Genomic DNA, 18,600 nt, shown 5'->3' on the forward strand with positions numbered 1-18,600 from the left:
ACGAACGCCTCTGTCCGGCTCCGAACGCCGGGGGCTTGGTGGCTCCTTGGGGGTCGCGTGGCAGCCGGATGGCCGATGATCTGTGGCCTTGTGTAGTTGAATGATCGTTTTTGGTGTTGCTTCGGGTGTTCTTTGGTGGTTGAGAGTGATAAGCGGGATGGGACATTGAGTCAGGTGTAGTACCGTTCGAGCGCTGCCCTGTTCCTGTACGCCTCGGAGGACCGCACGTGCCGACCCCCCGGTCAGCGAAGCTGGCCGCGGTGCTCCTGATGACGGTGTCGCTCGTGGTGACGGGTGTCCCTCCGGAGGTCGCGGCCCTGGCGCCTGGGGTCGAAGAGGTCGAGCAGCTGCGCAAGAAGGCCGGTGAGGCCCGGGACGAGCTGCAGGAGCTCGACAAGTCCTGGAAGGACCAGCAGACCAAGCTCAGGCAGTCGAAGAAGCGGCTGCGGGAGACACTGGAACAGCTGGCGATGGCCGACGCCGAGTTCGAGAAGATGCGCGGCCCGCTGGCGGAGCTGGCGAACTCCGCCTACCAGGCGCCGACGGCGTCGGGAACCCTGTCGCTGTTCGGTATGGCAGGGCCCCAGGAGGCGCTGCGCGGCTCGGCCGACGTGACGTTCCTCGCCAACAACGACAACGGGCTGCTCAAGACCGCCAAGGAGCTGCGGGAGCGGCGGGAGACCCTGGCGAATCAGGCCCAGGACCTGCAGTCCAGCACGGCGATCGACCAGGCGAAGATCGCCAAGCAGAAGAAGGTGCTCTTCAACCGCATCAACCAGCTGACCAACCAGCTGAAAAAGATGCTGAAGAACCTCGACTTGGACCGCGACACCAGGCTCACCCTCACCTGCGACACCGCGCTGGCCGAGGAGGCGGCCCAGTTCCCCAACGGACTGATCCCCAGCAAGTACCTGTGCAAGCTGCCGCAGAGCGGCTTCATGCTCCGCGCGGACGCCGCCCTGGCCTTCTACAAGCTCAACGCCGCCTACAAGAAGAACTTCGGCAAGGACATGTGCGTCCGCGACGCCTACCGCGACCTGGCCGAGCAGAGACGCATCTACTACCAGCGGCCCGGCTTCGCCGCCATTCCCGGCCGCAGTAACCACGGCCTGGGCCAGGCCCTCGACCTGTGCGGCGGCATCCAGAGCCAGGGCACCGTCCAGTTCAACTGGCTTCGCGCCAACTCCACCAGGTACGGCTGGTTCCACCCCTCCTGGGCCTATGTCAGCCCCTTCGAACCCTGGCACTGGGAGTTCGGCACCGAGTCCGAGCGCGAGTAGCGCTCCTGCCGCGGCGGGGTTCTCGAAGTCTCAGGAGGAAGCCGGCGGGTGGAGGCTGAGGGTCAGGTGGGGCGCTCCGGCCAGGGCCGCGGCCTCGGGCCGGGTGACGGCCAGGAGTAAGAGGGCGCCGGAGGAGCCGTCGGGCGGGGGAACGGCCAGGACGGGAACCGCGGTGGCCAAGGGGGCGGGGGGCCCGGACGCCGGGAGGGACGCGTCGGGGACGGCGAGGACGTCCACCCTGTCACCGGGACGGACCAGGGTGGCCAGCGCGGCGTCCGGGACCCGGACGGGAGCCGCCACCAGACCAGGGGCGTGGGCGTCCAGGAGGGCGGGGCCCAGGAGCCGGAGGTCGGTCAGCGGTTCGCCCCGGCGCACCGGGGCCGCGAGCACGGCGCCGTCCGGAAGACGGGAGATGGCGCCGGAGGGCGGCGGGTGCAGCCGAACCGCCTGGACGTCCTGGGGCGCTAGGCGGGTGCCGCCGGTCAGGTCGCGGGCGGCCACCAGAACGTGGCCACCGGACGGAGACGTCTGCGGCAGGCGGACCAGTGACACCGCCACGAGGGCGCAGAGGACGGCCAAGGGGCGGCGGTGGCGGAGGAGCTGTGTTCTCATGGCCCGACGTTAACCGCCGGGCCACGACTCCGCGCTCCGGCCTGTGGATGACCGGCCGGAGCCCGCGAGGCCCGTCAGGAGGCCGCGGCGGTGGAGGTGCTCGTCGAGGGGGTCGAAGAGGACGAAGAGCTCGAAGCGGTCGAGGACGAGGAAGTCGAGGAAGAGGACGACTCCGACGCGCTGGACCCGGAGCTGTCGGACTTCTTCTCCGAGGACGAGGTGGTCACCGGAGTGGTCGACTTGCCGGAGCCCCGGCTGTCGTTGCGGTAGAACCCGGAGCCCTTGAAGACGATGCCCACCGCGGAGAAGACCTTGCGCAGCGCTCCGCCGCAGGCAGGGCATTCGGTCAGCGCGTCGTCGCTGAACTTCTGAACGACTTCCAGGCCCTCACCACAGGCGGTGCACGCATACTGGTACGTGGGCACTGGCCCCTCCTTCTCAACACTATTGGCACTCGGCATAGCCGACTGCCAATAGTACGTCTAGTCCCCGACCTCTCCGAACCAGCCCGCCAGCTTGCCCTGCCTGCTCACGGCCCGCAGTCGCCGCTCGGCCGTCTCGCGGTCGGCCGCGGTGGTGACCACCAGCAACTCGTCCCCGGACTGCAGGACGGTCGTGGGCGACGGCACGAAGCTCTTCTTCTCCACGAGTTTCCCGGCCCCGACGATCTCGCGGAGCACCAGGGTGATCTGGGCGCCGGACGGCAGCCGCAGCTCGAAGATCTCCACTCCGGCCAGCCGCGAGTTCTCCGGGATCTTGATCTGCAGCAGGTCGGCCTTGAGCTCCTCCAGCGGCGCGGCCTCCACACCCAGCTCGGTCGCCCCGCCCTCCTCGGTGATCTTCAGTTTCTGCGCGAACCACGGCAGTGTCGGCCCCTGGATCACGGTGAAGATGACCACGAGCACGAAGACGGCGGCGAACAGCTGGTCGGAGCCGGGCAGGTTCTCGGTCATCGGCACGGTGGCCAGGATGATCGGCACCGCGCCGCGCAGCCCGGCCCAGGACAGGAAGGCCCGTTCCCGCATGCTCACCCCGAACCCGGTGGTGGCGATGAGCACGGAGAGCGGCCGGGCCACGAACGACAGGATGAGCCCGGCGACCAGCCCGTAGACGAGCTGCCCCGGCAGGTCGGCGGGGTCGGCCAGCAGCCCGAGCATGATGAACAGCCCGATCTGCGACAGCCAGGCGATGCCCTCGGCGAACCCGAGGGTGGCGGGCCGGTGCGGCAGACGGGCGTTGCCCAGCACCAGGCCGGCCAGGTAGCAGGCCATGAACCCGGACGCGTGCAGCAGGATCGCGCCGCCGTAGGCGCCGACGGCCAGGGACATCACCGCCAGCGGGTACAGGCCGGACGCCGGGAGCGCCACCTGCCGCAGCACCCAGGCGCCGCCCCAGCTGATGGCCAGGCCGACGACGGCGCCGACGGCCAGCTCGTAGGCGATGGTGCCGAACAGCTCCAGGTTGCCGCTGGTGTGGTGGCTTCCGCTGAGGGCCAGCACGAGGATGACGACGGGCGCGTCGTTGAATCCGGATTCGGCTTCCAGCATCCCGGCGAGCCGGTTGGGCAGGGGCAGCCGCCGCAGGACGGAGAAGATCGCCGCGGAGTCGGTGGGCGCGAGGATCGCGCCGAGCAGCAGGGCGAGCTGCCAGTCGGTGCCCAGGAGGTAGTGGGCGGCCCCGCCGACGATCGCGATGCTGAGGGACGTGCCGACGACGGCCAGGGAGAGCGCGACCGGGACGCTGCCTTTGACGTGCCGCCAGTTGGTGCTCAGGCCGCCCTCGATCAGGATGATCATCAGGGCGAGCCAGCCGAGGGTCTTGGCGAGTTCCGCGTTGTCGAACTGGATGCCGAAGCCGGCCTCTCCCAGCAGCAGGCCGAGGCCGAGATAGGCGAGGAGGCTCGGCAGCCCGAGCCGGTAGGACAGCCGGACCGCCACGATCGCCACCAGGACCATCGCCGCACTGAGCGCAAGCCACGCTTCCAGTTGCAATCGATCACCTCCGGGGACGATTATCCCGAACGGATCGGTTCGGCCGTGACCACCCGGTGTCCTCGGGCTTCCTCACCTTCGGTGGACCAGCGGCGGCAGACCGTTGACGACGTGCTCGACCGGCCTTCCGTCGAGCACCGCTGTGAGGTTCGCCATCACCTGCCCGATCACGTTCATCTGGGCCTGCGCGCTGGCGCCCGCGGTGTGCGGGGACAGCAGCACCTGCTCGTGCGAGCGCAGGGGGTGGCCGGGCGGCAGCGGCTCCCCTTCGAAGACGTCCAGGGCGGCCCCGGCGAGGCGGCCCGAGTCCAGCGCGGCCAGCACCGCCTCGTCCGGGACGATCCCGCCGCGCGCCACGTTGACCAGAAGCGCGTTCGGCGGGAGCAGCGCGAGCCGCTCGGGTCCGACCAGCCCCTCCGTCTCCGGGGTGAGTGCGACGGTCACCACCAGGACGTCGCTGGTGGACAGCAGGTCGTCCAGCGCGAGGTACTCGCCGACGGCGCCGTCCTTGGGCGTCCGGCTCCAGTAGGAGACCCGGCAGCCGAGGGCGTGGAAAAGCCCGGCGGCCTGCGCCCCGATCGCTCCGTATCCGAGGATCCCGACGCGCTGGGCGTGCAGTTCGCGTCCGCCGATGTCGAGCTGGGGCCAGCCGCCCTCCCGCATGCGCCGGTCGACCCAGGCGAGCCTCCTGCACAGGGCGAAGGCGGCGCCGACCGCCCATTCGGCGACGGACCGGGTGTTGGCGCCCGCGGTGTTGGCGACGACGACGCCGGCGGCCGTCAGCGCGTCCAGGTCGCAGGTGTCGACGCCGACCTGCGGCTGCTGGAGGAAGGCGAGCCGGGGGGCGGCGGCGACGGCCGCCGCGTCCATGGGCAGCTCGCCGGTGAAGTCGCCGACCGCGAGGTCGGCCTCGGCCAGCGCGGCGTGCTGTCCGGCCCGGTCGCGGGTGGCGGGCAGGATGACGTCCGCGCGGCCTTTCAGCGGGGCGAACACCAGCTCGATGACTTCCGGAGGCAGCGGCATCAGCGCCGCGATCTTCCACACGGTATGAGTCTATGAACCCGCCGCGGGCAGCCTGTGGAACCCCGAGGGGGTGACCACCGCCCGGACGGGCAGGTCGTGGGGTTCGGCGGGCAGTTCCGGTACGAACTCGTCGTCGTAGACCACGCCGATGGTGAGGATGGCGGGGCCGACCCGGGCCAGCGCCCGGTCGTAGGAGCCGCCGCCCTGTCCGAGCCGGTAGCCCCGCCTGTCGACGGCCAGCGCGGGCACGAGGACGACGTCGGCCGCCCTGATCGCCTCGACGCCGCGGGACGGCTCGGTGGGTTCCAGCAGGCCCCGGGGGGATTCGGTGAGGGAATCGGGTCCCTCGTAGGAAGCCCAATCGAGGTCGCAATCCGGCAACAATCTGGGTAGAAGCACATAAGAGCCGCGCTTCCAGAGGGCGAACAGCAGACTCCGTGTGCCGGGTTCGTTACCTCTTGAGACGTATGCTGCGATTGACGATGCCATCTCAAGCTCCGGGAGGCTCAGTAGAACATCCCGTATCGCGGAACTTGCTCCGGATAGCTCCGCATCTGTCATCCCTCGCCTTGCTTGCCGTATATGGGTTCGCAACGAGGGCTTAACGTCTTCCTGCACCCGAGACTCCTCGGAGTTGACTAGGGTTTTTCCTATGGCCGACATCTCACCCGTAACCAAGGCAGTAGTTCCCGCGGCTGGGCTCGGGACGCGCTTCCTGCCCGCCACCAAGGCGACGCCCAAGGAAATGCTGCCGATCGTCGACAAGCCCGCGATCCAGTATGTCGTGGAGGAGGCCGTCTCCGCCGGTCTCTCCGACGTCCTGATGATCACGGGGCGATCGAAGCGCTCCATCGAGGACCACTTCGACCGCGCTTACGAGCTCGAGGAAGCACTGCGCAACAAGGGCGACGACGCCCGTCTCGCTTCGATCCAGGAGTCGGCCGAACTCGCGCAGATCCACTACGTCCGCCAGGGCGAGCCCAAGGGACTCGGCCACGCCGTGAGCTGCGCGGCCCAGCACGTCGGCGACGAGCCCTTCGCGGTCCTGCTCGGCGACGACCTGATCGGCTCGCGCGACCTGCTGCTCAAGCGCATGATCGAGGTGCGCCAGCAGTACGGCGGCAGCGTCATCGCGCTCATGGAGGTCGAGCCCGACCAGATCTCCAAGTTCGGTTGCGCCGCCATCAGCCCGTCCACAGAGGCCGACGTCGTCGAGGTCACCGACCTGATCGAGAAGCCGGCCGTCGAGGACGCGCCCAGCAACTGGATCATCATCGGCCGCTACGTGCTCGACCCGGCCGTCTTCGAGGTGCTGGAGAAGACCCCGCCTGGCCGCGGGAACGAGATCCAGCTGACCGACGCGCTGCGCACCCTGGCGACGATGCCGGCCGAGCACGGCGGCGGAGTGCGGGGCGTGCTGTTCCGCGGCCAGCGTTTCGACACCGGCGACAAGCTGGACTACCTGCGCACCGTCGTGCAGTTCGCCAGCGAGCGCGAGGACCTGGGCGCCGAGTTCCGCGACTGGCTGAAGGAGTTCGTGGAAAAGAACGGTTCGTGAAATACATGGGTGCATGAGAACCGTCTCCGAGCATCTCTCCGAGATCCTCTCCCGGCTCACCCCGCTGAACCCGGTGCGGCTGCCCCTTCTGGAGGCGGCCGGAACGGTGCTCGCCGAGCCGGTCACCGCACCCGTGGACCTTCCGCCGTTCGACAACTCGGCGATGGACGGCTACGCCGTCCGCGCCGCCGACCTGGAGACCCTGCCGGCCGTGCTGCCCGTCGTGGGCGATGTCCCGGCGGGGGCCCCCGGACGGGCCGGGATCGAGCCCGGCCACGCCGCCCGGATCATGACCGGGGCGCCGCTGCCCCCCGGAGCCGACACCGTGATCCCCGTCGAGTGGACGGACGGGGGAGCGCGGACCGTCCGGATCGACCGGGGCGCCCCGGCGGGCAACTACATCCGCGGGGCGGGGGAGGACGTGCGCGCCGGCGCCGTCGTCCTCTCCTCCGGTACCCGGCTGGGCGCCGCCCAGCTCGGCATGGCCGCCGCGGTCGGGTGCTCACATCTGCCGGTGCGGCCCCGGCCCCGGGTCGTCGTGCTCTCCACCGGCGACGAGCTGAAGGATCCCGGCGAGGCGCTGGAGTACGGGCAGATCTGGGACTCCAACAGCTTCATGCTGGCCGCCGCCGTCCGTGAGGCGGGCGGTGAGCCGCTCCGGCAGTCCTTCCTTGGCGACGACCCGAAACTCGTTCGGAAGGCCCTCCAGGAGGAACTGGCCCGCGCTGACGCCATCATCACCACCGGTGGCGTGTCCATGGGCGTCTACGACGTGGTGAAGGCGGCGTTCTCCGGCGGCGGGGAAGTCGACTTCCACAAGGTCGCGATGCGGCCGGGCAAACCCCAGGGCTTCGGCCTCCTGGACGGGCGCTGCCCGATCTTCACCCTTCCCGGCAACCCGGTGAGCGCGTACGTCTCCTTCCAGGTGTTCGTACGGCCGGCCCTGCGATACCTGCAAGGGCTCGAACCCGAGGGCCTGCCCGGTGTGACGGCGCGCTGCGAGACCGCCTTGACGTCGCCGGAAGGACTCGAGCACTACCTGCGCGCCGAACTGACGTTCGCGGACGGCTCCTACACGGTGCGTCCCGCTTCGGCGCAGGGCTCCCACCAGATGGCCGCGCTCGCCGAGGCGAACGGTCTGATCGTCGTCCCGCCGGACGTGACGGAGGTGCCGCAAGGCGCGTCCGTCACGGTCCTTAGGCTGCCCTCGTGAAGTTCTCGCACCTGGATGAGTCCGGCGCGGCACGGATGGTCGACGTGTCCGCGAAAGAAGTCACCGCCCGCACCGCCACCGCACGCGGATTCGTCCGTCTCAGCGGCGAGTGCGTGACGGCCCTGCGCGACGGGGCGGTGCCCAAGGGCGACGCGCTGTCCGTCGCGCGGATCGCGGGGATCATGGGCGCCAAGAAGACACCCGACCTCGTGCCGATGTGCCACCCGATCGCCCTGCACGGGGTCAAGGTGGACCTCTCGATCGTCGACGACGGAGTCGAGATCACCGCCACCACCAAGACAGCCGACCGCACCGGAATCGAGATGGAAGCCCTCACTTCGGTCACCGTTGCCGCACTGGCGCTGATCGACATGGTCAAAGCCGTCGATCCCGCGGCTGTCATCACCGATGTGCGGGTAGTGGAGAAGACCGGGGGCAAGACCGGAAACTGGACCCGTCCCGGGGAGGACACATGAGCATGCGCGCCCTGGCGGTGACCGTCTCTACCAGGGCCGCGAGCGGCGTCTACGAGGACCGTTCGGGGCCGGTGCTGGCCGAACTGCTGCGCGAATGGGGCTGCCAGGTGGACGGGCCGCGCGTCGTCCCCGACGGCGAAGCCGTCCTGGACCTCCTGAAGGAAGCCGTGACGGACGGCTACGACGTCGTCGTGACGTCCGGGGGGACGGGCCTCACCCCGACCGACAGGACGCCAGAGATGACACGCCAGGTGATGGACCGCGAGGTCCCGGGCATCGCCGAGGCCATCCGCCGGATCGGGACGGTGAAGACGGCGATCCTCTCCCGGGGGCTCGCCGGGCTCGCAGGAGACACCCTGATCGTCAACCTTCCCGGGTCCACCGGGGGAGTGCGGGACGGAATGTCCGTCCTCGGGCCGATCCTGGAACACGCCGTCTCGCAGATACGCGGCGGAGACCACCCGCGGGTCCCGGATGGCGTGTGACGGCTCCGGCAGGCAATCATGGAGGCGTGGAACGCATGAGAGGGTGGCCGGTCACTCTGAACGAGGGGCCGGTCGGTCTTCGCCCCATCCGGATGCGGGACGCCGCCACCTGGCGTGACGTCCGCGTCCGCAACGCCGAATGGCTGCGCCCGTGGGAACCGACGAACCCCGAGACACCGCTGTTCCGAACCGGCCTGGGCCCGTACCTGAGCATGGTCCACGCCATGCGGAAGGAGGCCCGCAGCGGTCTGGCGCTGCCGTGGGTCGTCACTTATGACGGCCGGTTCGCCGGGCAGCTGACCATCGGCGCCATCGTCTGGGGCTCGGCGCGCAACGCCCAGCTCGGCTACTGGATCGACCGCGACTACGCCGGCCGGGGTGTGATCCCCACCGCGGTGGCGCTGGCCGTCGACCACTGCTTCTTCAACGTGGGCCTCCACCGCGTCGAGGCGTCCATCCGCCCCGAGAACGCCGCCTCCCGCCGCGTCGTGGAGAAACTCGGCTTCCGGGACGAGGGCACGCGCCGCCGCCACCTGCACATCGACGGCGCCTGGCGCGACCACATCTGCTACGCCCTCACCGCCGAGGACGTCCCCGACGGCCTCCGCGCCCGCTGGCGCGCCCGTAGCGCCCGCCACTGACACCTAACCCCCCGACCCGTTTAATGATCAAGAAAACTTCGCCCAACAACGGGTCATAGCTACAGAGATCTCACGACACACCGCCCCGTATGCTCGTCAAGCGAAGACAGTGCGTCCTACCGTGCTCGGACGTGAGCATGTATTCGTCCCGGAGCCGTCCGGCTCCCGAACGTGCTCACCACAGGCCGACGCGGGAGGGACGTAGATGAGCAGCACCCTCCTGTACCTGGCGATAGTCGCTGTCTGGGCGGTCGTCCTCGTCCCCATGTGGCTCCGCCGCGAGCCCGAAACCCCGGCCTCCACCGGTCTCACCCGTCTCATCCCCCGCCGCTCCATCCCCGAGTCGGAGTCCGACGAGTACGATTTCGACGACGCCGCCACCGTCGACCACACCCCCGAAACCGAGGACTTCGGCCCTCCCCGCGCAGGCTTCCCCCCTCCTTTGTCCTCGCACCGCCCCGCCCCCTCCATCCGCCGCGCCGCGATCATCGCCCGCCGCCGCCGCCGCACCGCCGCCCTCACCCTCTTGACCCTGACGGCGATCATCACCGCGGCCCTCACCGCCTCCCCCTGGTGGATCCCCCTCCCCCCCACCGCCCTCCTCCTCGGCCACCTGGCACTCCTCCGCACCGCCAGCAAGATCGACCAGGCCCGCCGCCTCGAGGCCCTCGAAGCCCGCCGCGCCACCCGCGAAACCACCCCCGCCCCCCTCACCCTCGAAGAAGAGCCCCTCCCCACCGCCGAGATCATCACCTTCACCCCACCCCAGGAAGTCTTCGACCAGTACGCCACCGAAGACGACACCCCCCGAGCCGTCGGCGACTGACCCACCGCCCTGCACGAACACCCCCCAAAGTTTGCTAAGGTTGACCCGTTCCTCGGGGATGTAGCGCAGTCCGGTAGCGCACTTCGTTCGCATCGAAGGGGTCAGGGGTTCGAATCCCCTCATCTCCACCCAGGTCAAAGGCCACTTCCGATCTTCGGAAGTGGCCTTTTTGGTGTGCTGGGTGACTGACTGAGTGACTACGGGGCTCGGGCGAACAGGCGGTCCATGGTCTCGGCGCCCTCGAGGATCACTGGGCGGATCTGGTGGCGGTAGACGGCTTCGGTGACCGTCGTTCCGGCGTGGCCGCAGAGGCGGGCGATCTGCTCCAGGGGCATGCCGCCGTCGGAGAGCAGAGAGACGAAGCTGTGCCGCATCTCACGGGGCGTCCACTCGGAGCCGACGAGGCCGGCTTTGTCGAAGACCTTCCGGCAGGAGCGGCGGACGTTGTGGGAGTCGAGTTCGGTTCCGGTGCGGGTGCAGAAGACGAGATCGAGGTGCTGCCACTCGTTGCCCGCGGCTTTCTTGGTGACCTCCTGGCGGGTGCGGTGGGCCTTGAGGGCCTGGACGCAGCGGTCGGGGAGGGCGAGGGTTCGACGTGACTTCCTGGTCTTGGTGTCGCCGCCTTCCCGTACTGAGCGCCACACCTGGATCGAGGGAGGCTGTTCGGGGAGGCCTGCCGCTGCTGGCCTTCCGTCGAGGTCGACGTGGGACCAGGTGAGCGCGCGGAGTTCTTCGGTTCTGGCGCCGATCAGGATGGACAGGACGAGGTAGGCGTACATGGGCGTGTGCTCGGAGGCGTCCAGGACGGCCGCGGCCTGCTCGAAGGTCAGCGCTTTCGAGGGACGGCCCGAGCGTCCTTCCGGCACCGTGCAGAGGGCCACGACGTTCCGCTTCACCTTGTCGCGTGCCATGGCCCGCTTCACCGCCCGGTTGAGGACGGAATAGAACGCTTGGAGGGTGCGGGTGCTGTAGGTCTCCGCTTTTCGCTCCAGCCAGCGTTCGACGTCTTCGGCAGAGAGGTCTCGGAGCTTGCGCGCGCCGAGGCCGGGGATGACGTGGGTTCTGGCGTGGAGAGTGCAGGTCTCCACGGTCTGGCTGCTCCGGCCGACGAGGCCGTATCGGAGCCAGTCATTGACGGCGTCGGCGACCGTGTAATTGGTCGGTGCGATGACCAGGCCGTCTTCGTGGTCCCGAAGCGTCTCTTTGAGCTTCTGCTTGGCTTCTGTCTTGGTCCTACCGCTGGCTTTGCGGACGATGCGCTTTCCGGCGGGGGTGTAGCCGGTGGTGACCGTGGCTATCCATCGTTGCCGGGATTCGTCCCAGTGCAGACCGCCGTCACCACGTGCGCGACGTTTGCTCATCAGGCAGCTTCCTTTTCCAGGAGGGCGATGTACTCGCGGATGGCGCTTTCGGGGATGAGGCGGGTTCGTCCCTGTTTGACGGAGCGCAGCCGTCCCGAGCGCAGGAGTTCGTAGACGACGGTCCGGCTCAGCCGCAGCCGCGCCGTGACGTCAGAAACCCGGTAGAGGACGAGTTCCGAGGTGCGGTTCACGTTGTGCTCCTTCCAGTCGGGTGCAGGGATTGCGGGAGCGTCTGGCCGGTGAGCGCGGCCGACAGGAAAAGCTCTCCTGGGGTGTGGCCTTGTCCGGCGTAGCTCCAGTGGGAGATGACGAGGACGGTGTCCTCTTCGAAGAGGGGCAGCCGTCCGGTGGTGAGCTCTTCGGCCTGCCGCTGCTGGTGTTCGGCGCGGGCGGTTCGGAGGGCGCCGAGGGTGGTGGAGTAGCGGCGGCTTTTGGTGGAGAAGTGGCCGCGGAAGCCGAGCATGTGAGCCCACTGGCCCAACCGCAGGTCCGCCAACTCCTCGAAACCGTCCAGGCGCAGGCACTCGGCGATCAGCCGCCGTGCGTGCTCCCGCACGGGTAGGGCGTTGAGGTCGTCGGCACTGGTGATGCGGCGATCCAAGGTGCCCACGCATTCGGCGGCCTTGGTGGCGTACTTGGCGACATAGCCCGCAACGGCCCGGTCGGTGAGTTCGCCCGATGCGTTGATCGGGCGGACGTCGAGCTGACGGCCCCACCGGAACGAGCGGGATAGCAGTCCTTCTGCCTCGGGCGAGGAGACCTGAACAGCGCTCGCGGCGTGGTCGACGGCGTCGTCCAGGGCGTTGAAGGTGGCCCAGCCGGGAGGGGTCGAGGCAGGCCCGTCGGGTCCGTCGAGGCGCACGACGGCGTGGAAGTGGACGACTCCGCGCCGCTGGTATTCGGCGACTTTGGCGAAGGAGATCACGAGCGCGTCTTTGAGCGCGGTGAGGGTCAGGCCCGCGGACTTGGCCAGGCGTCGCCGAAGCGCCAGGGTGAAGCGCCGCCATAGTTCGGGGGCCAGGGCGTTGAAGAGGACCTGTCCGGAGTAGTCGTAGCAGTCGCCGCACAGGGGTTCGCCGAGGCGGGGATCGTCGGCATGATGCCGTTCCGTGCAGGCCAGGTGCTTTCCGTGCGGGCAGAGCCCTGCATCCCGCCGAGCGTGGCAAGGGGCGGGCTTGCCGGCCTTGGTCTTCCTCGTGGTGTGCACCAGGCCGAAGGAGGGAGCGGTGAGCGTGACGAACGCCGCCGGATGCGCCGTCACGGTGTCGGGCACACCCTTGCCGCCGACGAGTCCGGCGCGGACGAGTTGGTAGGTGTCGGCGCGGTAGATCTCTGCGCAGGCCGGGCAGCGGGACGCGCGTCGGGTCTTGCACGCCACCCGCAGCACGCCATCGGGTTCGGTGGAGGTGGAGTAGTGGCGGAGGACTTCCCCCGTCATCGGGTCGAGGTGGGTCACGCGCCCCTTGAGGTGGACCGGTTGTGCGCAGCCGCCGGTGTGGCGGATCTGTGCGGCCCACCTGCCGTAGTCGGGGCGGGTGGCGCGTGCGGCCAGGGAGAAGCTGACCTGGGGGGTGATCTCGACCAGCGACACGGGGTGAAGTCCTCCGTTCAGCAGACGGACAGCAACAGAGCGGGTCGTTAGAGGGCGGTGGCGAAGGTGGCCACGGCATCAGCCAGGGCGGCCAGAAGGTGACCGAGCCCGGTGGCGGTAGCGGCGGCATCCGTGGGGTGACGCAGGACGAACAGGGCCAGGACGAGGACGACGAGCAGGCAGCCAGCACGGCGAAGGAACACGATCAGGTCTCCTAGAAGTGGCTGTGGCCGTAGCCGAGGCAGGAGGGGCAGGTGTCTCCGTGGGAGGTCAGGCCCCCGCCGCCGCAGTCGCAGCACCGCTCACGTACGGGCAGCAGCGGCAGGGGGCGGACCGGTTCGGCCGGGGCGGTCATCAAGCGGCCCGGTCGGTGTCGAGGACGATGTTGTTCTCGTAGGAGGAGCGAGCCCGGAAGTCCTCGCGGCTGCGCTGCGGGATGTGGCAGATGGAGTAGGTGACGCGCCCGAACGACCGCCAGGCGTTGAGGTGTCCGCCGTGGTCGGTGTCGTCGTACGGGGTGACGCCGAGGAGGGCGGCGACGGCGTGGACCTGCTCGCGCTGAGCGGTGTCGATGCAACGGGTGGTGTAGAAGGTCAGGTCGTAGCCGTATTCGTTGACCGGCACGGCCGGGTTGGCCTCCAGGAAGTCCGCCAGCTGGCGCAGGCCGCTGATGGTCTGGGCGCGGGCGAACAGATCACCGGGGACGATGAGCTTCTTGAGCATGAGGTTTCTCCTTGTCAGGTGCGGATGCGGTGCAGCAGGTCAGAGGCGAGCTGGTTCGACACACCCAGGCGGGCGCGCAAGGTGTCGCGGGTGATCGGCCGCCCGTGCTGGGTGTGGTGTTCGTCGGCCACCTGGCGGGCGTAGGCGAGGAGTTCGGGTGCGGGCCCGGACGGCTGCTCGTCCTGCTCGGGTGCGGGTTCGTCCTGCGGCTGGTCGAGGGCGGGGACGGCCGCCGAGGGCAGCGGGACGGCCGGGGACGAGGTGTCGGTGTCGGGACGGCCCCAGGACGGAGGAGGGTCGAGCCGCTCGACCGAGGACGACCCGGACTCGACCCCGTCCGCCTCAGGACGAGTAGCCGCGCGGCGCTCCAGCATCGAGACGGCCACCAGGAACGCCCCGGCCGGGGTCGCTGCGGTGATCCAGCCCCAGGCCGTGGGTTCGGCTTGGGCGAGGTTGGCCGCCAGGGAGAGCAGGATCCCGCCGACCAGGACGGATGTCGGCCACGACAGCGGCCCTGTCTCCCTGCCTGTGCGTGCGTCGCGTTGGCGTTCGCGGGCGGCCATGACGCAGGTGAGGTCGATGCAGACCGCGATGGCCCAGGCCATCCAGCCGTGTTGTCCGTGCTCGGTGGCGGTGTCGCGGATGTGGGTGAACGAGCCCGCAGCGGCGATGACCGCCAGGACGACCACGGGTCCGGAGTCGGCGAGCAGGGCCAGGAGGCCGCGGCCCATCAGGCGGCCCGCCCGTCGAGAACGGCCAGCAGCTCGAGGAGTTCGGTGTCGCAGACGTGGTTCTCGGCCCAGGTCGCTGCCCAGGTGTAGCGGTGAGCGGTGACCGACTCACCGCACCGGCCGCAGCGCGCGGTGTGCGTCGAGGTCAGGGCGTTCCAGGTGATCGAGGGCGAGCGGTGAAGCTTCGACATGGGTGTCTCCCGGTTTCAGGCATGGGACGGGTAGGGACATGGCGCTTGGAGGCTGCGCCGAGCCGAGGAAGAAGAGGACAGGCCGGGGTTAGGCGGCCCAGGTGTCCGGGACGGAGGACGGGCCGTCCCCGGTGCGGACGAGGTCGGACCAGGCCGGGGTGAGATGGGCGTAGGTGCGGGCCGCGTGTTCGGCTTCGTCCTCGGTGACCAGGACGGAGCGGGCCCGGTGCCAGCCGCCGTCCTGGCCAGCCACCACTGCCACGCCCGGAGTCTCCGGAGCGATAGCGCGGGCTGCGTCGAGGGCGGCGGGGTCGAGGTCGCCGAGGGTCATGTTCGCCGTCTCCGGGTCATTCACCCGGTGGCAGACCCTTCCGGTGAGTTGGGCGCGTAGGGCGGTGACGCCGGGCCCGAGGTCGGAGCCGATCCGCTGCCCGGAGACGATCAGGTAGACCGCGAACGCCCGTCCGAGCTGAGCCACCCGCAGGAGAGCCGTTGCGGTCTTGGCCACCTCGTCTTTCTCGGACTTGTCGGCCATGAGGAACAGCTCGGCCACCTCGTCGACCAGCACCACCACCGGAACCGGCTGCATCTCCACCGGGAGCTGCCACACGTTGCGCGCTCCAGCTTTACGGCACAGCCGCATGCGGTCTTCCAAGATCTGCACCAGGCCGCCGAGGAGTTCGACGGATTCGGTTCGGGTGGTGGCCAGCGCCGACAGCCGGGGAGCGTACGGGGTCAGCTCGACCCCACCTTTGAGGTCGAAACCGACCAGGGCGACCGGTTGCGGAGCCAGCCCGCGAATGACGGCGTTGATCAGTGTCGACTTGCCCGACTGCGTGGCTCCGGCGTTCAGCCAGTGCGGCATGATCCGGAAGTCCATCACCCACGGCTGGCCGGTCTCCAGCATCCCCGGCCGCACCCGCAGGAGCTCTCCGGTCTCCGGCGAGCCCTCCACCGAGGTGAGAGCGTCGAAGCGGTTGACGACCAGGACTAGACGGCCCGGCTTGTCCTCCACCACGCGCACGGTGTTGACCCGCCAAGCGTGCGCGAGGCGTTCGGCGACCGCGACGTAGTCAGCGGGGATCTGGCCATCGTGCAGGTGCACCCGCACCCGCCAGCCGAGCGCAGTGGGCCGCATCAGCCCGAGGCGGGGAGCCTTGTCGACCGGCACCCGCCGCACCCTGCGGCGCTGCGTGAACGTGGTGATCTCGCTGGCGGCCGAGGCCAGAGGAACGGCTTCCAGAGACAGGCGGACCCGGTGGCGCTTGCGGGTCAGCTTGCATCCGTAGGCGACGTGTCCCCACGTCAGGTAGACGACCAGGGCCCGCAGGGGGAAGCCGACCCACAACCAGAAGGAGGCGGGCGCGTAGTGGCGCCAGGCCGCGGCCCCGGCCGCCGCAGCGGCCAGGACCACGAGCCCGAGGACAAGGTTCTCGTTGGCGCTCATGCTCAGGCCGCCTGAACGTTCGGAGCGGCCGGGGCGATGGCCGAGGCGCGGAAGGCGATGCCCCACCGGAGTTCGCCGCCGCGCCGCTGCTCCCAGGGGATCGCGACCAGGCCGAGGGGCTGGACGATCTGGCCGACTGAGACGGCGGGGTCGCCGGAGATGGAGACGTTCATCAACTCCACCCGGCCGGTCTCGACGTCGGCCGCGGACAGGCCGACGGTGAAGACGGTGTTGCCTTCCTTGTCCTGCTTGACCTCCCCGGTCTCCATGCTCACCAGCTTCGGGCGGGGCGGGGAGACGCACACGAAGGCGAAGCGGTTGAGATCGATCGGAATGTTGCGCATGGTGAAGAGACCTCTCGTCTGCCCTGTTCAGGGCGTGTTTTGGACGAGGGAGGACACGCGCCAGCAGTCACGGTGCGGGTAGCATCGAAGCGCCAACTAGGGTGCTATCCGCATCCGGCCTGGGCGGGTCTCCCGCTCAGGCCACTTTCATTCGTGGCCTGTACTGCCGCCTTCCACGAGCGGTGTTCCTGCTTCCGCCCCTGAAACGCGAAGAGCGTCTGTGGTGGGCTGTCACCTCCATCAGGAGAGCCGTTCCAGCTACACCACAGACGCTACCCCGTACCCGAGGTTTCTACTAGTACTTTCAGTGCGAGTGTTAGTACTTTTTCTACGCACCCACTCGTTCGGCGAGTTCCCGCAGCTCAGCAGGGGGCGGGTCCTGCATCGTGAGCAGATCGGCCACGAGCTGACGCACCATCCGATGGTTCTGCACCTGCTCCGGGGTCACTTCCTCGGCTTGCAGGAGCGCGGAGACCGCTTGGTCGATCTGCCGCCGCTGCGCATGCGCGCGGGCCACGTCGATGAGCAGCCGCCCCCGCCGCTCGTTCGACAGCATCGAGGCATCGACCGTCCCCACGACGCGCAGTGCGTGACCGGCGTCCCCGAGCTCGACCGCAACGGCGATCTCGTGAAGCGCGACGTTCGCCGGCCCGAACTCGGTGTTGTAGTGGTTGTGCCCGTCCCCGAGCCGCTCGGCCACCTCTCGGGCCCGCGCCAGATGCCCATAGGCCGCATCGGCTTCATTCAGGCGGGAAGCTGCGACAGCCCTTTGCAGGGTGAGCCCACCCCACAACGACATGGCCTCCGGTTGCCCCTCGTCGGCCAGGTGCCACAGCGCGTCCGCAGCCGTCCGCGCCGTCTCCTCCACCTGGTCGAAGTGCCGCGCACCCAGGAAGACGAACCCGAGCCGGAACGCCCCCGCCGCCATCAGCAGAGGATCGCCCGCCCGCTCGGCCGCAGCGATCGCCCGGTCAGCCGCGATCCACGCCGCCTCAGGCTCCACCAGCTTCGCCAATGCCGCCGAACACGCCTGATACGTGACAGCCAGCAACTCCGACAATTGCACCCGCTGCTCTTGGGGGGCAGAGCGAACCGCGGTCTCCAGTGCAGGTATGAGGTCCCGAAGCAGGTCCGCCAGCTCCACATACCGGGCCGCGTGCGTCAGCTCCCACGCCTTGTCCACCCGCTTAGCCAGCTCTGCAACGGGTTGAAGCGGCGAGGCGTGCAGCATTGCCCGCAGCGAATGAGACCCCGAGAGCACCAGCCGCAGACTCGCCGCCCCCGGCATCTCCTCAGCGACCGCAGCCACGACGGGCGCCTCAGCCGCCAGCTCCGACAGCGGCACTTCCAACGCCTCGGCGACCGCCTCGAGGACCGACATCCGGTCCACCTTGCGGACACCGCGCTCGACCTGAGACACCCAGGCCACCGACCGATCGATCAGCCGCGCGAACTCCGCCTGAGACAACCCACGCCGCTTGCGCTCCTGGGCGATCTTGCGCCCCAGCGCCCGCTGATACTCCGTACTCACGAAGCGATCCCCTTACCGACTTGCGCCGTCACCCACTCGACCTCCACCGAGGCGAGTAGCTCCCCCCGCTGAGCCAGGAACCGCTTGGTGTGCTCCTGCTCCTCATGCGCATCGAACGCCGCCCGGTCCGCGTACAGCTCGTAGAAGACCCGCCGAAGCGGCTCCCCCTCAACCAGGTGCGAGACGTACACCAACGTTCCAGGCTCCCGCTCCTTGATCCCCTCGATCGTCTCAGCGACGAGCCGATCGAACGCCTCGGCGCTCTGTTGATCCTTGCAGGTGAACCGCACGACAAGCCCGAACACGAGCCCTCCCGATCACTGGACGACGAGATCCGTACCTATTGTGCGGCACTGATACTCCGTATGGGTTGTACTACTTCTACTATAGCCGTACTTTAAATATCAGTACAATGCTCGCCCTGTCCTTGACCTGCGAGATCGTGAGGCAGCCCCGATGACTCCTGCAAGCAGAGACGCGCAGAATCCCTTCAGCTCAACCCTCATCCAAGCCATCCGCGAAGGCCGGGTGATCCCACCCCACACCCCCTTCAGCGCCCTGGTTCCACGAGACCCG

24 protein-coding genes and 1 tRNA gene are annotated in these 18,600 nt (G+C 69.2%); 8 read left to right on the plus strand and 17 right to left on the minus strand.

The annotated features are described in order from the left end of the window. The first annotated feature begins 227 nt into the window (after window positions 1-227). Window positions 228-1,280, plus strand: coding sequence for a D-alanyl-D-alanine carboxypeptidase family protein (locus tag ABGB12_RS27810; protein ID WP_347682421.1), 1,053 nt, complete (start codon window positions 228-230; stop codon window positions 1,278-1,280). A 30-nt stretch (window positions 1,281-1,310) separates the two neighbouring features. Here the strand turns inward: ABGB12_RS27810 and ABGB12_RS27815 are convergent, their stop codons facing one another. From ABGB12_RS27815 to ABGB12_RS27835, 5 genes are all read right to left on the minus strand, one after another. Beyond that, window positions 1,311-1,892 carry an SAF domain-containing protein gene (locus tag ABGB12_RS27815; RefSeq protein WP_347682422.1) on the minus strand — a complete coding sequence of 194 codons (582 nt, stop codon included), beginning with the start codon at window positions 1,890-1,892 and terminating at the stop codon, window positions 1,311-1,313. 74 nt (window positions 1,893-1,966) lie between these two features. Then, window positions 1,967-2,317, minus strand: coding sequence for an FmdB family zinc ribbon protein (locus ABGB12_RS27820; protein ID WP_347682423.1), 351 nt, complete (start codon window positions 2,315-2,317; stop codon window positions 1,967-1,969). A 57-nt stretch (window positions 2,318-2,374) separates the two neighbouring features. Next, window positions 2,375-3,883 carry a potassium/proton antiporter gene (locus tag ABGB12_RS27825; RefSeq protein ID WP_347682424.1) on the minus strand — a complete coding sequence of 503 codons (1,509 nt, stop codon included), beginning with the start codon at window positions 3,881-3,883 and terminating at the stop codon, window positions 2,375-2,377. A gap of 72 nt (window positions 3,884-3,955) precedes the next feature. After that, a complete protein-coding gene (locus tag ABGB12_RS27830) occupies window positions 3,956-4,927 on the minus strand; it encodes an NAD(P)-dependent oxidoreductase (RefSeq protein ID WP_347682425.1) in 972 nt (323 codons plus the stop codon). Between the two features lie 9 nt (window positions 4,928-4,936). Then, on the minus strand, window positions 4,937-5,569 hold the full coding sequence (locus tag ABGB12_RS27835; RefSeq protein WP_347682458.1) for a 5-formyltetrahydrofolate cyclo-ligase: 633 nt from the start codon (window positions 5,567-5,569) through the stop codon (window positions 4,937-4,939). On the opposite strand from ABGB12_RS27835, the gene galU reads away from it, so the two are divergent. From galU to ABGB12_RS27870, 7 genes are all read left to right on the plus strand, one after another. Further along, the gene (gene galU, locus ABGB12_RS27840; protein WP_347682426.1) at window positions 5,559-6,464 is read left to right on the plus strand and encodes a UTP--glucose-1-phosphate uridylyltransferase GalU; all 906 of its coding nucleotides are present in this window, start codon (window positions 5,559-5,561) and stop codon (window positions 6,462-6,464) included. The genes ABGB12_RS27835 and galU overlap by 11 nt on opposite strands. A 13-nt stretch (window positions 6,465-6,477) precedes the next feature. Next, window positions 6,478-7,677: a gephyrin-like molybdotransferase Glp gene (glp, locus tag ABGB12_RS27845; protein WP_347682427.1), complete on the plus strand. Its 1,200-nt coding sequence runs from the start codon at window positions 6,478-6,480 to the stop codon at window positions 7,675-7,677. Then, a complete protein-coding gene (gene moaC / locus ABGB12_RS27850) occupies window positions 7,674-8,153 on the plus strand; it encodes a cyclic pyranopterin monophosphate synthase MoaC (protein ID WP_347682428.1) in 480 nt (159 codons plus the stop codon). The genes glp and moaC overlap by 4 nt, the downstream gene beginning before the upstream one ends. After that, window positions 8,150-8,638, plus strand: a complete 489-nt coding sequence (locus ABGB12_RS27855) for a MogA/MoaB family molybdenum cofactor biosynthesis protein (RefSeq protein ID WP_347682429.1) — start codon at window positions 8,150-8,152, stop codon at window positions 8,636-8,638. The genes moaC and ABGB12_RS27855 overlap by 4 nt, the downstream gene beginning before the upstream one ends. Before the next feature lie 35 nt (window positions 8,639-8,673). Next, complete coding sequence (locus ABGB12_RS27860; protein ID WP_347682459.1) at window positions 8,674-9,279, plus strand: GNAT family protein; 606 nt, start codon at window positions 8,674-8,676, stop codon at window positions 9,277-9,279. A 205-nt stretch (window positions 9,280-9,484) separates the two neighbouring features. Continuing rightward, window positions 9,485-10,105, plus strand: a complete 621-nt coding sequence (locus tag ABGB12_RS27865) for a hypothetical protein (RefSeq protein ID WP_347682430.1) — start codon at window positions 9,485-9,487, stop codon at window positions 10,103-10,105. Window positions 10,106-10,159: 54 nt separating this feature from the next. Beyond that, window positions 10,160-10,233: transfer RNA gene (locus ABGB12_RS27870), tRNA-Ala, on the plus strand. Between the two features lie 69 nt (window positions 10,234-10,302). Here the strand turns inward: ABGB12_RS27870 and ABGB12_RS27875 are convergent. The 12 genes from ABGB12_RS27875 to ABGB12_RS27930 all read right to left on the minus strand — a co-directional run bounded on the left by ABGB12_RS27875 (window position 10,303) and on the right by ABGB12_RS27930 (window position 18,329). After that, window positions 10,303-11,466, minus strand: coding sequence for a site-specific integrase (locus ABGB12_RS27875; protein WP_347682431.1), 1,164 nt, complete (start codon window positions 11,464-11,466; stop codon window positions 10,303-10,305). Beyond that, on the minus strand, window positions 11,466-11,657 hold the full coding sequence (locus ABGB12_RS27880) for a helix-turn-helix domain-containing protein (protein WP_347682432.1): 192 nt from the start codon (window positions 11,655-11,657) through the stop codon (window positions 11,466-11,468). Before ABGB12_RS27880 ends, ABGB12_RS27875 begins: the two co-directional genes overlap by 1 nt. Then, complete coding sequence (locus ABGB12_RS27885) at window positions 11,654-13,057, minus strand: replication initiator (protein WP_347682433.1); 1,404 nt, start codon at window positions 13,055-13,057, stop codon at window positions 11,654-11,656. The genes ABGB12_RS27880 and ABGB12_RS27885 overlap by 4 nt, the downstream gene beginning before the upstream one ends. 47 nt (window positions 13,058-13,104) lie before the next feature. After that, a complete protein-coding gene (locus ABGB12_RS27890) occupies window positions 13,105-13,260 on the minus strand; it encodes a hypothetical protein (protein WP_347682434.1) in 156 nt (51 codons plus the stop codon). Window positions 13,261-13,271: 11 nt separating this feature from the next. Beyond that, the gene (locus ABGB12_RS27895) at window positions 13,272-13,412 is read right to left on the minus strand and encodes a hypothetical protein (protein ID WP_347682435.1); all 141 of its coding nucleotides are present in this window, start codon (window positions 13,410-13,412) and stop codon (window positions 13,272-13,274) included. Beyond that, entirely contained in the window at window positions 13,412-13,780 is a 369-nt protein-coding gene (locus ABGB12_RS27900; protein ID WP_347682436.1) for a hypothetical protein, read from the minus strand. The genes ABGB12_RS27895 and ABGB12_RS27900 overlap by 1 nt, the downstream gene beginning before the upstream one ends. Before the next feature lie 14 nt (window positions 13,781-13,794). Next, on the minus strand, window positions 13,795-14,511 hold the full coding sequence (locus tag ABGB12_RS27905; RefSeq protein ID WP_347682437.1) for a DUF2637 domain-containing protein: 717 nt from the start codon (window positions 14,509-14,511) through the stop codon (window positions 13,795-13,797). After that, window positions 14,511-14,702: a hypothetical protein gene (locus tag ABGB12_RS27910; protein ID WP_347682438.1), complete on the minus strand. Its 192-nt coding sequence runs from the start codon at window positions 14,700-14,702 to the stop codon at window positions 14,511-14,513. The genes ABGB12_RS27905 and ABGB12_RS27910 overlap by 1 nt, the downstream gene beginning before the upstream one ends. 88 nt (window positions 14,703-14,790) lie before the next feature. Further along, window positions 14,791-16,149, minus strand: coding sequence for an FtsK/SpoIIIE domain-containing protein (locus ABGB12_RS27915; RefSeq protein ID WP_347682439.1), 1,359 nt, complete (start codon window positions 16,147-16,149; stop codon window positions 14,791-14,793). Between the two features lie 2 nt (window positions 16,150-16,151). Beyond that, window positions 16,152-16,493 (minus strand): hypothetical protein, encoded by a 342-nt coding sequence (locus ABGB12_RS27920; RefSeq protein WP_347682440.1) that lies wholly within the window; start codon window positions 16,491-16,493, stop codon window positions 16,152-16,154. A 328-nt stretch (window positions 16,494-16,821) separates the two neighbouring features. Then, complete coding sequence (locus ABGB12_RS27925; RefSeq protein ID WP_347682441.1) at window positions 16,822-18,024, minus strand: helix-turn-helix transcriptional regulator; 1,203 nt, start codon at window positions 18,022-18,024, stop codon at window positions 16,822-16,824. Next, the gene (locus ABGB12_RS27930; RefSeq protein WP_347682442.1) at window positions 18,021-18,329 is read right to left on the minus strand and encodes an antibiotic biosynthesis monooxygenase; all 309 of its coding nucleotides are present in this window, start codon (window positions 18,327-18,329) and stop codon (window positions 18,021-18,023) included. Before ABGB12_RS27930 ends, ABGB12_RS27925 begins: the two co-directional genes overlap by 4 nt. Window positions 18,330-18,600 lie beyond the last annotated feature (271 nt).

Source organism: Actinocorallia sp. B10E7, from assembly GCF_039871655.1.
Classification (GTDB): domain Bacteria; phylum Actinomycetota; class Actinomycetes; order Streptosporangiales; family Streptosporangiaceae; genus Actinocorallia.